The following is a 13,864-nucleotide window of genomic DNA, read 5'->3' on the forward strand; positions in this document are numbered from 1 at the left end:
CTCCATCGAGTGGAAACGCTCAAGGTGCGCAACCTTCCGGACCGCCAGGGGAGTCGACCGTCATGACGAGAGGAGGTGCCGCCAGTGATCGCAAACGTTTCGGCACACCGGCGGGCGAACGCCTTCGCCCAGGCCCTGGAGGAGCAGACCCCCCAGGGTGCGGCGGCCGCAGAGCCCGCGGAGCCGGCCGACCAGGCCGACCGCGGACCGCTGTTGGCCCTGGCGAACGGCCTCGGTGAGCTACCGAAGCCGCAGTTGGACCCCGAGGTCAAAGTGGTGCAGCGAGCCCAGCTCGTCGCCGCCATGGAGGCCATGTTCGCCGAGGGCGGCGCGTCCACGGGCCCTACGGTGCCCGTGCAACGGGGCAAGGGGGCCCACCGGGCCTCACCACTGCGGAGACTGCGCCCCCGCTCCCGCTGGGCGAAGGGGCTCACCGCCGGCGGGCTCACCGTCGGCGTGGCCGCGGGAGCCTTCGGCGGAGTGGCCGCCGCCAGCTCCGACGCCCTCCCCGGTGATTCGCTGTACGGGCTCAAGCGCGGGATGGAGGACATCAGCCTCGGCATGGCCAAGGGCGACGCCGACCGCGGCGAGGCCTATCTCGACCAGGCCTCCACCCGGCTCAGCGAGGCCCGCAGACTCATGGAGCGCGGCCGCTCCGGCAGCCTGGACCACGAATCCCTCGGCGCTGTCAGACGCGCACTCAACGGCATGTCCCACGACGCCTCCGAGGGCCACCGCCTGCTCCGCTCCGCCTACCAGCGCGACGGAGCGATCGGCCCCATGCAGACCCTGGACACCTTCTCCCGGTCGCACCGCGACACCTGGAGCAGCCTCCGCGACCGGCTGCCCGTCCAGCTCACCGACGTCCGCGACGAGGTCACCTCCGTCTTCGACGCCATGGACGAGGAAGTCGCACCGCTCCAGTCCCTCCTCCCCCGTCCCCCGGGCGAGGACCGGGGCACCGGCCGCTCCGACACCACCACCCCCGGCAAGGGCTCGCCCCGCACCGACGCCACCGCACCTCCGGCCTCCCCCGAGAAGCCCGGAGACCGCACCGACGGCAGCGCGGACCCCAAGCCCTCCGACTCGTCGGGCTCCTCCGACGCCACCCCGGACGACGGCCTGCTCGGCGGCGGCACGGACGGCCTGCTGGACGAGCTCCCCACCGACGAGCTCACCCCGCAGCCCTCCGAGAACCGCCCGAGCGCACCCGCCGCCCCGGACGTCACCCTGCCCCCGCTCCTCCCGGGGCTCCTCCCGGGCCTCGGCATCGACGGCGAGAACCTCCGGCCGTAAGACCCACGGAAGAAGGGGCCGGTACGCGGATCGCGTACCGGCCCCTTCTTCGTCACAGCCTCAGAAGAAGACCGACCGCCGCTGCACCAGCAGCTTGTACAGCGTGTGCTGGATCTGCTCCCGCACCTGGTCCGTCAGGTTGAACATCAGCATCGGATCCTCCGCCGCCTCCGGCGGATAGCCGTCCGTCGGGATCGGCTCACCGAACTGGATCGTCCACTTCGTCGGCAGCGGCAACGCACCCAGCGGCCCCAGCCACGGGAACGTCGGCGTGATCGGGAAGTACGGGAAGCCCAGCAGCCTGGCCAGCGTCTTCGCGTTGCCGATCATCGGGTAGATCTCCTCCGCCCCCACGATCGAGCACGGCACGATCGGCGCGCCCGCCCGCAGCGCCGTCGACACGAACCCGCCCCGCCCGAAGCGCTGAAGCTTGTAGCGCTCGCCGAACGGCTTGCCGATGCCCTTGAACCCCTCCGGCATCACCCCGACGATCTCGCCCATCTCCAGCAGCCGCTGCGCGTCCTCCGCACAGGCCAGCGTGTGACCGGCCTTGCGCGCCAGCTCGTTGACGACCGGGAGGTGGAAGACCAGATCGGCGGCGAGCAGCCGCAGATGCCGCTCGGCCGGATGGTTGTCGTGCACCGCGACCTGGAGCATCAGCCCGTCCAGCGGCAGCGTCCCGGAGTGGTTGGCCACGATGAGCGCCCCGCCGTCCGACGGGACGTTCTCGATGCCCTTCACCTCGACCCGGAAGTACTTCTCCGCCAGCGGACGCAGCGCCGACATCAGGACCTGGTCGGTGAGCTCCCGGTCGTACCCGAACTCATCGACGTCGTAATCACCGGTGACCCGCCGCCGCAGGAACGCCAGCCCGCCCGCGATCCGCCGCTCCCAGCCCCCGGCCGGCGAACGGCCCTCGTCCGGACCCGGCACCCCCGTCTCCCCTGCCCCCGGGGAACGGTCGGACCGGGCGTCTGACGGGACGTCGCCCGGCCCGGGAACCTGCGCCCCCGGCAGGGCGCTCACCGGAGCGGCGGAGCCGTCACCCCGGCCGCTGCCGCCCGCCCCCGTCCGGCGCCGCGCCGGACGCGCACCGCCACCGGACCGCGAACGGTCGTCGTCGAACGGAAGGACCTTGGCATCCGCCATCGTCGGTGCGCTCCTCTACCTGGCGCCGTGAGTCGTCTGTACCGCACCGGCCCCGCGCTCCCGCGGTCCGGCACCTCCCGGCAGCGGCAACGCCGCCAGCCGGTCCACCGCCCTGCCCACCGTCTCCGGCGGCAGCAGCCCGGGCCCCCGGCTCCGCGCGAACTCCGCGAAGGTCTCCGCCGTGGTGAACGCCGGCCGGAAACCGAGGGTCTCGCGCATCTGCACCGTCGAGACCACCCGGCCGTGGGTGAGCAGCCGGATCTGTTCCGGCGAGAAGTCGGTCATGCCGATCGTACGGAGCGCGGAGCCGACCCAGGTGACGGCGGGCAGCAGTACGGGGACGGTCGGCTTCCCCAGCCGCCGCGAGCACTGCGACAGCAGCAGCACCCCGTCGCCGGCGATGTTGAACGTGCCGCTGTTCAGCGTTCCGCGCCGGGGCTCGCTCGCCGCGATCCCGAGGACGTCGATCACATCGTCCTCGTGCACGAACTGGAGTCGCGGGTCGTAGCCGAAGACGGTCGGCAGGACGGGCAGCGACAGATAGTCGGCGAGCGGCGAGTCCGGATGCGGGCCCAGGATGTTGGCGAACCGCAGCACGCACACCGCCACGTCCGGGCGGCGGCGGGCGAAGCCCCGTACGTACCCCTCGACCTCCACCGCGTCCTTCGCGAAGCCACCGCTGGGCAGCGACTTGGGCGGGGTGGTCTCGGTGAACACGGCCGGATCGCGGGGCGCCGACCCGTACACGCTCGTACTGGACTTCACCACGAGCCGCTGCACCGTCGGCGACTTCTGGCAGGCGCCGAGCAGCTGCATGGTGCCGATGACGTTGGTCTCCTTGATCGCCGTCCGGCCGCCGGCGCCGAGCGCCTTGCCGGAGACGTCCAGGTGAACCACTGTGTCGACGGCGTACTCGGCCAGGATCCGCGCTATGGCCGACTGCCGGATGTCGGCGCGGACGAACTCCGCGTCGCCCAGCCGGTGCGGGGGCACGACGGCGTCGACCGCGATCACCCGGTCCACCCCGGGATCGCGCTGGACACGCCGGACGAAGCGGCCCCCCAGCTGCCGGGCCACTCCTGTGACGAGGACGACCTTCCCCAAGACCAGCGCCTTCCGTCGGCATGGGAAGCCGAACCCTGCTTCCCTGTTCCCCTGCTTCCCGCGGTAACTTCCCTGGCGGTCACCGTAGCGGGTGGACGCCGCCCTGTGACGCCCCCATGCCCCGAAACGCACCGCAGCCCTCCCACCATGACGGCGGGAGGGCTGCGGATCTCACGAACTGCGTTCGCTTACTTCTTGTTGCGACGCTGAACGCGCGTGCGCTTGAGCAGCTTGCGGTGCTTCTTCTTGGCCATCCGCTTGCGCCGCTTCTTGATAACAGAGCCCACGACTACCCTCGCTCACTTCTTCTTCACTGGTGCGGGGCGTCTGGGCCCACACGACCTACGTCGGCCTAGCCTACCCGCCACCGTCCGAGGGACGTAATCCGCGGGCAACCTCAGGCTGATTCCACCCCCACGAACGACTCGCGGAGATACGCGTGAACCGCTTGCTCCGGCACCCGGAAGGACCTGCCCACCCGGATCGCCGGCAGATGACCGCTGTGCACCAAGCGGTACACCGTCATCTTCGACACTCGCATGACCGAGGCGACTTCCGCCACGGTCAGAAACTTGACCTCATTGAGAGGCCTCTCGCTGCCAGCAGCCATGACCCACCTGTCCCTCCGCACCGGACGCGCACCGGCTTCCCCTCCGGTGACTCTTCGTCGTTGTGCGCTCACTCACCAGATTAGGGGCGGGTGGTGCGAGTGGGGAAGAGGGGAGGCGATCGACGGCTTACTGTGACAGACAGGCCCGATTGAGCACATAGCGCGTCAACGGCCGGTAGAACGGCGCCCGTACGCCGTCGTCGAGCGGTACGACCACGGACACCCTCCCCTCGGCCTCCCCCACGAACAGCGCCGGATCGTCCGTGTCCGCCGGCCCGATCGCCTCGATCCCCAGCTGACCTGCGCCGCAGACCCAGCCGTGATCCCCGATCACCAGCTCGGGCAGCACCTTGAGCCGCTCCGCCGCGTCCTGGAGCGCGAGCCGTACGGGAAGCGGCGAGTGCGTGTGTGTGCCGGTCTCGCCCCCGGTGGGCCGCCCCCGGGTTCGCGCACCAGGGCGACACCCCGTACGTAGTCGAGACGGTACGTACGTACGCCAAACCGGGTCGTTATGTCGACACATCTCCCCTGCGCGGGGGTGAGAACAGGACAGCCCGCCGCCGACAGGGCGTCTGCCAGCCCGGCGTAGAAACCGAGCAGCCGGTGCGGATGCCCGGTCCCCAGCAGCACCGGAGCCCGCCGCTCGGCCACCAGCGCCAACCGCTCGGCGAACGCGTCCAGCGCGGCCACCGTCCGGTCCGGATCGATCGCGTCGGGGCCGCTCACATGCGCGGGATCGGCCGAGACCCCGCACCGGTCCGCCATCAGCCGCAACAGCTCGCCCTCGCCCCACGCCCGCTCGGGCGCGAGCCCCAGCATCACCCGCGGATCCCCGGCGGCGAACAGCCGGTAGCTGCGCAGACTGGTCTCGCGCGACGTGGCCACGGGCCCGGCCAGCCGGGCCGCCAGCAGATGGGCGCGCAGCGCCCCGGTGCTCAACACCCCTGGGATGCTGCCGTATCGCGGAGCAGGAGCGGGCGGGAATTCCGTTACGCCCCACCGTTGGCGTAACGGAAGGCACAATGCCCCCCGCGGCGCCCGGACCGCGGACGTACGCGCATGCGGACCGGCAGCGGCCCGCCGCACCTCAGGTCAGCAGCCCCCGCAGCGGGAAGGCCGCCTTCCGGGACGCCAGCACCGCCTGGTCCAGCCGGTCCGCCGGGTCGTAACCGTCCTCCCACGCCTTCCACGACGGCGTACGCCCGTCCGTCATCCGGCCGGGCCCCAGCTGCCGCGTACGGGCGTACACGAGATCGCGCCAGGACGGCGGCACCACCGACTCCGGATCGACGGGGGCGTGCGCGGCGATCCCCACGAGGTGCGTCCACGACCGGGGCACCACGTCCACCACCGCGTACCCGCCGCCGCCGAGCGCCACCCAGCGCCCGTCGGCGTGGTCGTGGGCGAGCCGGTGGCAGGACTCCATGACCGCCCGCTGCGCGTCCAGCGACACCGCGAGATGGGCGAGCGGGTCCTCGAAGTGCGTGTCGGCCCCGTGCTGGGTGACGAGCACCTGGGGCCGGAAGTCGGCCAGCAGCTCGGGCACCACCGCGTGGAAGGCCCGCAGCCACCCCTGGTCCCCGGTCCCGGCCGGCAGCGCCACGTTCACCGCGGAGCCCTCGCCGTCCCCGGCCCCGGTCTCCTCCGGCCACCCGGTCTGCGGGAAGAGCGTCCGGGGGTGCTCGTGCAGCGAGACCGTCAGGACGCGCGGGTCCTCCCAGAACGCGGCCTGCACCCCGTCCCCGTGGTGGACGTCGACATCGACGTACGCGACCCGCTCCGCGCCCAGCTCCAGCAGCCGGGCGATGGCGAGGGCCGCGTCGTTGTAGACGCAGAACCCGGCGGCGGACCCGGGCATGGCGTGATGCAGCCCCCCGGTGAAGTTCACCGCGTGCTCGGTCTCGCCCCGCCACACGGCCTCGGCGGCTCCGACGGAGAGCCCGGCGATCAGCGCGGACGCCTCGTGCATCCCGGTGAACGCCGGATCGTCGACGGTGCCGAGCCCGTAGCTCTGGTCGGCGGCCCGGGGGTCGGCGGAGGCGGCCCGCACCGCCGCCACGTAGTCCTGCCGGTGGACGAGTCCCAGGCTGGAGTCCCCCAAGGGCCTCGCCGACCGCAGGTCCACCGCCGAATCCAGCCCGAACGCCCGCACCAGCCCCATCGTCAGGGCCAGGCGGACCGGGTCCATGGGGTGGGTGTCCCCGAAGTCGTATCCCGTAACTGCGTCATCCCACATCAGCTGTGCGCGGCCGCTCATGCCCGCCACCGTATCGGGCGGGCTCCGGCCCGAACGCGCGGGCATACACGAGCGTCGCCAGCACCAGAACCATCGGTACGAGCATGGCCCCGCGATAGCTCCACGCATCCCCCAGAGCGCCCACGAGCGGCGAACCGACCAGGAACCCCACATAGTTGAAGATATTCAACCGGGCCACGGCAGCGTCGCTGTTCCCCGGGAACATCCGCCCGGCGGCGGCGAAGGTCTGCGGCACGATCACGCAGAGCCCGAACCCGAGCATCGTGAACCCGAGCATCCCCGTCCAGGCCCCGGGCGCCACCGCCACGACCGCGAACCCGCCGGCCGCCAGCAGACTCCCGCCCCGCACCACGGCGACCGCCCCGAACCGCCGCACCCCGAGGTCCCCCACGGCCCGCCCCAACAGGGTCGTCACCATGTAGACGTTGTACGGGACGGTCGCGAGCTGCTCGGAGCTGCCCAGCACGTCCTGGAGGTACTTGGCACTCCAGTTGGAGACCGTCGAGTCCCCGATGTAGGCGAAGGTCATGATGAGGCAGAGCGGCAGCAACAGCTTGAACGAGAGCGCCCCGCCCGCGCTTCCCGCCCCGGTCTTCGTACCGTCCGGCCCCGTCCCCTTCTCGCGCTTCCCTTCCGTGTACCACCGGCTCCCGACCAGCGCGGCGGGCAGCAGCACGGCGACGACGGGCAGGTAGGACGCGAGCAAGGACAGTTCCCAGCGCGCCCCCGCCCAGGCCAGGGAGGCACCTGCGATCCCGCCGAGGCTGTAAGCGGCATGAAAGCCGGTCATGATCGAGCGCCCGTAGGCGCGTTGGAGGCTGACGCCCAGCATGTTCATGGAGGCGTCGAGCGCCCCGACGGCCAGCCCGAACACGCCGAGGGCGACGGCGACGTGCCACATCTCCCGCCCGGCGCCCACTCCGAGGAGAGCGAGGAGGACGAGGGGCTGGGCCCACCGCAGGACGACGCCGGGCCGCACCCGCGCGACCACTTTCTCGGTGGCGACGCTGCCGGCCCCCGCCAGGATCGGGACAGCGGCGAGGAAGGCGGGCAGCAGCCCGTCGGATATCCCGTACCGGTCCTGAATGGCGGGGATACGCGTCACCAGAAGAGCGAACGCCACGCCTTGAACGCCGAAGCTCAGCCCCAGGGAGGCCCTGCCGTGCCGCAAGCCCGCATCAGTCATGGCGGCGAGCGTAGAGCCACCCGCTACCCATGGGTAGATGGATCAGCCGAGCAGTTTCCGGACGGGGGCGATGTCCCGACGGAGGGCTTCAGGCGAGGAGCTTGGGCAGCTGGGCCATGTCCGAGAAGTGCCCGGTCACCCCGACGAGCCGGTCGGCGGGCACCATCGAGGTGAACCCGTACACGTCCATCCCGGCCGCCCGTGCCGCTTCGACCCCGAGCGGGCTGTCCTCGATGACGACGCACCGCTCGGGTGCGACGCCCATGCGCTCGGCTGCGTGCAGGAACAGATCCGGCGCCGGCTTGCCCCGCCCGACGTCCTCCGAGCTGAAGATCCACTCCTCCTCGAACCACTGGTCGATCCCCGTCTTGCGGTGGCCGACCCGGATCCGCTCGTGGCTCCCGGAGGAAGCGACGCAGTAGTCCACCCCGTCCGCGACGAGCTTCCCGAGCAGTTCCTCGACTCCGTCGACGGCCACCAGTTCCTGCTGGAAAGCGGCGAAGGTACGGGTGCTGAGCGTGGAGTCGAAGTCCTCGGGCAGAAGCCGCCCGGTCCGCTCTTTGATGAGGTCATGGATCCGGTGCACCGCGGACCCCATGTAGTCACGGAGGGATTCCTCGTACGAGGTGGGGTGACCGAGTTCGGTCAGATAGCCGGAGAGGACGGTGTTGGCGATCGGCTCGCTGTCGACGAGCACACCGTCATTGTCGAAGATGACCAGTTCGTAGCGCATGGTCCGACCCTAGACGTTCAGAACGCAGAAAAGCCCCGTGCCACAAGGGCACGGGGCTTTCCCGGAAAGATTGTTCGGCGGCGTCCTACTCTCCCACAGGGTCCCCCCTGCAGTACCATCGGCGCTGAAAGGCTTAGCTTCCGGGTTCGGAATGTAACCGGGCGTTTCCCTAACGCAATGACCACCGAAACACTATGAAACTATGAACACCGGGCAACAACACAGCTGTTCGTTATTTCAGAACTAACACAGTGGACGCGAGCAACTGAGGACAAGCCCTCGGCCTATTAGTACCAGTCAGCTCCACCCGTTACCGGGCTTCCACATCTGGCCTATCAACCCAGTCGTCTACTGGGAGCCTTAACCCCTCAAGAGGGTGGGAATACTCATCTCGAAGCAGGCTTCCCGCTTAGATGCTTTCAGCGGTTATCCTTTCCGAACGTAGCCAACCAGCCATGCCCTTGGCAGGACAACTGGCACACCAGAGGTTCGTCCGTCCCGGTCCTCTCGTACTAGGGACAGCCCTTCTCAATATTCCTACGCGCACAGCGGATAGGGACCGAACTGTCTCACGACGTTCTAAACCCAGCTCGCGTACCGCTTTAATGGGCGAACAGCCCAACCCTTGGGACCGACTCCAGCCCCAGGATGCGACGAGCCGACATCGAGGTGCCAAACCATCCCGTCGATATGGACTCTTGGGGAAGATCAGCCTGTTATCCCCGGGGTACCTTTTATCCGTTGAGCGACAGCGCTTCCACAAGCCACTGCCGGATCACTAGTCCCGACTTTCGTCCCTGCTCGACCCGTCGGTCTCACAGTCAAGCTCCCTTGTGCACTTACACTCAACACCTGATTACCAACCAGGCTGAGGGAACCTTTGGGCGCCTCCGTTACTCTTTAGGAGGCAACCGCCCCAGTTAAACTACCCATCAGACACTGTCCCTGATCCGGATCACGGACCCAGGTTAGACATCCAGCACGACCAGAGTGGTATTTCAACGACGACTCCACAACCACTGGCGTGGCCGCTTCACAGTCTCCCACCTATCCTACACAAGCCGAACCGAACACCAATATCAAACTATAGTAAAGGTCCCGGGGTCTTTCCGTCCTGCTGCGCGAAACGAGCATCTTTACTCGTAGTGCAATTTCACCGGGCCTATGGTTGAGACAGTCGAGAAGTCGTTACGCCATTCGTGCAGGTCGGAACTTACCCGACAAGGAATTTCGCTACCTTAGGATGGTTATAGTTACCACCGCCGTTTACTGGCGCTTAAGTTCTCAGCTTCGCCACCCCGAAGAGCAGCTAACCGGTCCCCTTAACGTTCCAGCACCGGGCAGGCGTCAGTCCGTATACATCGCCTTACGGCTTCGCACGGACCTGTGTTTTTAGTAAACAGTCGCTTCTCGCTGGTCTCTGCGGCCACCCCCAGCTCACCGAGTAAATCGGATCACCAGTGATGGCCCCCCTTCTCCCGAAGTTACGGGGGCATTTTGCCGAGTTCCTTAACCATAGTTCACCCGAACGCCTCGGTATTCTCTACCTGACCACCTGAGTCGGTTTAGGGTACGGGCCGCCATGAAACTCGCTAGAGGCTTTTCTCGACAGCATAGGATCATCCACTTCACCACAATCGGCTCGGCATCAGGTCTCAGACTTATGCACGACGGATTTGCCTACCGTGCGTCCTACACCCTTACCCCGGGACAACCACCGCCCGGGCTGGACTACCTTCCTGCGTCACCCCATCGCTTACCTACTACAAGTCTGGTTCATCGGCTCCACCACTACCCTCAACTCCGAAGAGATCGGGCCGGCTTCACGGACTTAGCATCGCCTGATTCAGTACTGGGCGTTTCAAAGCGGGTACCGGAATATCAACCGGTTGTCCATCGACTACGCCTGTCGGCCTCGCCTTAGGTCCCGACTTACCCTGGGCAGATCAGCTTGACCCAGGAACCCTTAGTCAATCGGCGCACACGTTTCTCACGTGTGTATCGCTACTCATGCCTGCATTCTCACTCGTGAACCGTCCACAACTCGCTTCCGCGGCTGCTTCACCCGGCACACGACGCTCCCCTACCCATCCATACAGGCGTTGGCCCTATGTGTATGAATGACACGACTTCGGCGGTACGCTTGAGCCCCGCTACATTGTCGGCGCGGAATCACTTGACCAGTGAGCTATTACGCACTCTTTCAAGGGTGGCTGCTTCTAAGCCAACCTCCTGGTTGTCTCTGCGACTCCACATCCTTTCCCACTTAGCGTACGCTTAGGGGCCTTAGTCGATGCTCTGGGCTGTTTCCCTCTCGACCATGGAGCTTATCCCCCACAGTCTCACTGCCGCGCTCTCACTTACCGGCATTCGGAGTTTGGCTAAGGTCAGTAACCCGGTAGGGCCCATCGCCTATCCAGTGCTCTACCTCCGGCAAGAAACACACGACGCTGCACCTAAATGCATTTCGGGGAGAACCAGCTATCACGGAGTTTGATTGGCCTTTCACCCCTAACCACAGGTCATCCCCCAGGTTTTCAACCCTGGTGGGTTCGGTCCTCCACGAAGTCTTACCTCCGCTTCAACCTGCCCATGGCTAGATCACTCCGCTTCGGGTCTAGAGCGTGCAACTCAAACGCCCTGTTCGGACTCGCTTTCGCTACGGCTTCCCCACACGGGTTAACCTCGCTACACACCGCTAACTCGCAGGCTCATTCTTCAAAAGGCACGCAGTCACGACGCACCGAGCAAGCTCGATGCGCGACGCTCCCACGGCTTGTAGGCACACGGTTTCAGGTACTATTTCACTCCGCTCCCGCGGTACTTTTCACCATTCCCTCACGGTACTATCCGCTATCGGTCACCAGGGAATATTTAGGCTTAGCGGGTGGTCCCGCCAGATTCACACGGGATTTCTCGGGCCCCGTGCTACTTGGGTGTCTCTCAAACAAGCCGCTGATGTTTCAGCTACGGGGGTCTTACCCTCTACGCCGGACCTTTCGCATGTCCTTCGCCTACATCAACGGTTTCTGACTCGTCTCACAGCCGGCAGACCGTGAAAGAGAGATCCCACAACCCCGCATGCGCAACCCCTGCCGGGTATCACACGCATACGGTTTGGCCTCATCCAGTTTCGCTCGCCACTACTCCCGGAATCACGGTTGTTTTCTCTTCCTGAGGGTACTGAGATGTTTCACTTCCCCTCGTTCCCTCCACACTGCCTATGTGTTCAGCAGCGGGTGACAGCCCATGACGACTGCCGGGTTTCCCCATTCGGAAACCCCCGGATCAAAGCTTGGTTGACAGCTCCCCGGGGACTATCGTGGCCTCCCACGTCCTTCATCGGTTCCTGGTGCCAAGGCATCCACCGTGCGCCCTTAAAAACTTGGCCACAGATGCTCGCGTCCACTGTGCAGTTCTCAAACAACGACCAGCCACCCATCACCCCACCCGCAAAGGTGAGTTCACTGGGACCGGATCAGAAGGAACAACCTTACGGCCGCACCCTCAGACACCCAACAACGTGCCCGACACAACCGATCCCTCACCACGTTCCACGCCGAAGCAGTACTAGCAGTAATGAACCTGTCGTGCCGAATAGTCAACGTTCCACCCATGAGCTGACCACCGTCGAACATTTGCCGACGTAGTGGCTCTGGACCCCCGAAAGGGTCTAGATGCTCCTTAGAAAGGAGGTGATCCAGCCGCACCTTCCGGTACGGCTACCTTGTTACGACTTCGTCCCAATCGCCAGTCCCACCTTCGACAGCTCCCTCCCACAAGGGGTTGGGCCACCGGCTTCGGGTGTTACCGACTTTCGTGACGTGACGGGCGGTGTGTACAAGGCCCGGGAACGTATTCACCGCAGCAATGCTGATCTGCGATTACTAGCAACTCCGACTTCATGGGGTCGAGTTGCAGACCCCAATCCGAACTGAGACCGGCTTTTTGAGATTCGCTCCGCCTCGCGGCATCGCAGCTCATTGTACCGGCCATTGTAGCACGTGTGCAGCCCAAGACATAAGGGGCATGATGACTTGACGTCGTCCCCACCTTCCTCCGAGTTGACCCCGGCAGTCTCCTGTGAGTCCCCATCACCCCGAAGGGCATGCTGGCAACACAGAACAAGGGTTGCGCTCGTTGCGGGACTTAACCCAACATCTCACGACACGAGCTGACGACAGCCATGCACCACCTGTATACCGACCACAAGGGGGGCACCATCTCTGATGCTTTCCGGTATATGTCAAGCCTTGGTAAGGTTCTTCGCGTTGCGTCGAATTAAGCCACATGCTCCGCTGCTTGTGCGGGCCCCCGTCAATTCCTTTGAGTTTTAGCCTTGCGGCCGTACTCCCCAGGCGGGGAACTTAATGCGTTAGCTGCGGCACCGACGACGTGGAATGTCGCCAACACCTAGTTCCCAACGTTTACGGCGTGGACTACCAGGGTATCTAATCCTGTTCGCTCCCCACGCTTTCGCTCCTCAGCGTCAGTAATGGCCCAGAGATCCGCCTTCGCCACCGGTGTTCCTCCTGATATCTGCGCATTTCACCGCTACACCAGGAATTCCGATCTCCCCTACCACACTCTAGCTAGCCCGTATCGAATGCAGACCCGGGGTTAAGCCCCGGGCTTTCACATCCGACGTGACAAGCCGCCTACGAGCTCTTTACGCCCAATAATTCCGGACAACGCTTGCGCCCTACGTATTACCGCGGCTGCTGGCACGTAGTTAGCCGGCGCTTCTTCTGCAGGTACCGTCACTTTCGCTTCTTCCCTGCTGAAAGAGGTTTACAACCCGAAGGCCGTCATCCCTCACGCGGCGTCGCTGCATCAGGCTTTCGCCCATTGTGCAATATTCCCCACTGCTGCCTCCCGTAGGAGTCTGGGCCGTGTCTCAGTCCCAGTGTGGCCGGTCGCCCTCTCAGGCCGGCTACCCGTCGTCGCCTTGGTAGGCCATTACCCCACCAACAAGCTGATAGGCCGCGGGCTCATCCTTCACCGCCGGAGCTTTCAACCCCGTCCCATGCGGGACAGAGTGTTATCCGGTATTAGACCCCGTTTCCAGGGCTTGTCCCAGAGTGAAGGGCAGATTGCCCACGTGTTACTCACCCGTTCGCCACTAATCCGCCACCGAAGCGGCTTCATCGTTCGACTTGCATGTGTTAAGCACGCCGCCAGCGTTCGTCCTGAGCCAGGATCAAACTCTCCGTGAATGTTTACCCGTAATCGGGTGCACACACACGAGAGCGGAACAACCGGTCGGAATAAGACCCGTTGTTCACAGCGTCCTCGCTGTGTATTGCCTACCGCCGCACATGGCGACCGTAGGACTTTCAAAGGAACCACCAACCTGCCGAAGCAGGCCGGGGTATCAACATATCTGGCGTTGACTTTTGGCACGCTGTTGAGTTCTCAAGGAACGGACGCTTCCTTCGGTCCCGTATCACCGGGGCCCTCCGGGCGCTTCCCTTCATTTACTTCTTTGTCCCGCTGTCTTGCGTTTCCGACTCTATCAGACTCTTTCGT

Annotated in this window: 8 protein-coding genes, 3 rRNA genes and 1 pseudogene; 1 reads left to right on the top strand and 11 read right to left on the bottom strand. The window is 65.8% G+C overall.

The genetic code is table 11. The features are described 5' to 3' along the window. Positions 1 to 84: 84 nt before the first annotated feature. The gene (locus CCZ36_RS14230; protein WP_069740628.1) at positions 85 to 1,296 is read left to right on the top strand and encodes a DUF5667 domain-containing protein; all 1,212 of its coding nucleotides are present in this window, start codon (positions 85 to 87) and stop codon (positions 1,294 to 1,296) included. Positions 1,297 to 1,356: 60 nt separating this feature from the next. Here CCZ36_RS14230 and CCZ36_RS14235 read toward each other — a convergent pair whose 3' ends face one another. The 11 genes and pseudogenes from CCZ36_RS14235 to CCZ36_RS14285 form a co-directional block, all read right to left on the bottom strand. Beyond that, a complete protein-coding gene (locus tag CCZ36_RS14235; protein WP_128817796.1) occupies positions 1,357 to 2,445 on the bottom strand; it encodes a lysophospholipid acyltransferase family protein in 1,089 nt (362 codons plus the stop codon). A 15-nt stretch (positions 2,446 to 2,460) separates the two neighbouring features. Continuing rightward, entirely contained in the window at positions 2,461 to 3,549 is a 1,089-nt protein-coding gene (locus CCZ36_RS14240; protein ID WP_069742066.1) for an NAD-dependent epimerase/dehydratase family protein, read from the bottom strand. 188 nt (positions 3,550 to 3,737) lie between these two features. Beyond that, positions 3,738 to 3,836 carry a 30S ribosomal protein bS22 gene (locus CCZ36_RS14245; RefSeq protein ID WP_003948845.1) on the bottom strand — a complete coding sequence of 33 codons (99 nt, stop codon included), beginning with the start codon at positions 3,834 to 3,836 and terminating at the stop codon, positions 3,738 to 3,740. Positions 3,837 to 3,946: 110 nt separating this feature from the next. Then, positions 3,947 to 4,159, bottom strand: coding sequence for a helix-turn-helix domain-containing protein (locus CCZ36_RS14250; RefSeq protein WP_003968329.1), 213 nt, complete (start codon positions 4,157 to 4,159; stop codon positions 3,947 to 3,949). Positions 4,160 to 4,286: 127 nt separating this feature from the next. Next, a pseudogene (locus CCZ36_RS14255) lies at positions 4,287 to 5,101 on the bottom strand (phosphatase). A gap of 145 nt (positions 5,102 to 5,246) precedes the next feature. Continuing rightward, positions 5,247 to 6,416 carry an acetoin utilization protein AcuC gene (locus CCZ36_RS14260; RefSeq protein WP_128817797.1) on the bottom strand — a complete coding sequence of 390 codons (1,170 nt, stop codon included), beginning with the start codon at positions 6,414 to 6,416 and terminating at the stop codon, positions 5,247 to 5,249. Beyond that, positions 6,385 to 7,602 carry an MFS transporter gene (locus tag CCZ36_RS14265; protein WP_128817798.1) on the bottom strand — a complete coding sequence of 406 codons (1,218 nt, stop codon included), beginning with the start codon at positions 7,600 to 7,602 and terminating at the stop codon, positions 6,385 to 6,387. Before CCZ36_RS14265 ends, CCZ36_RS14260 begins: the two co-directional genes overlap by 32 nt. Positions 7,603 to 7,690: 88 nt before the next feature. Beyond that, on the bottom strand, positions 7,691 to 8,335 hold the full coding sequence (locus CCZ36_RS14270; RefSeq protein WP_128817799.1) for an HAD family hydrolase: 645 nt from the start codon (positions 8,333 to 8,335) through the stop codon (positions 7,691 to 7,693). Positions 8,336 to 8,407: 72 nt separating this feature from the next. Continuing rightward, positions 8,408 to 8,524, bottom strand: a 5S ribosomal RNA gene (gene rrf / locus CCZ36_RS14275). 78 nt (positions 8,525 to 8,602) lie between these two features. Then, positions 8,603 to 11,726 (bottom strand): 23S ribosomal RNA (locus CCZ36_RS14280). A 297-nt stretch (positions 11,727 to 12,023) separates the two neighbouring features. Next, positions 12,024 to 13,551, bottom strand: a 16S ribosomal RNA gene (locus tag CCZ36_RS14285). Together the 16S, 23S and 5S rRNA genes form the textbook arrangement of a ribosomal RNA operon. Between the last annotated feature and the right edge of the window lie 313 nt (positions 13,552 to 13,864).

The organism is Streptomyces sp. S063, from assembly GCF_002832675.1.
Taxonomy (GTDB): domain Bacteria; phylum Actinomycetota; class Actinomycetes; order Streptomycetales; family Streptomycetaceae; genus Streptomyces; species Streptomyces sindenensis.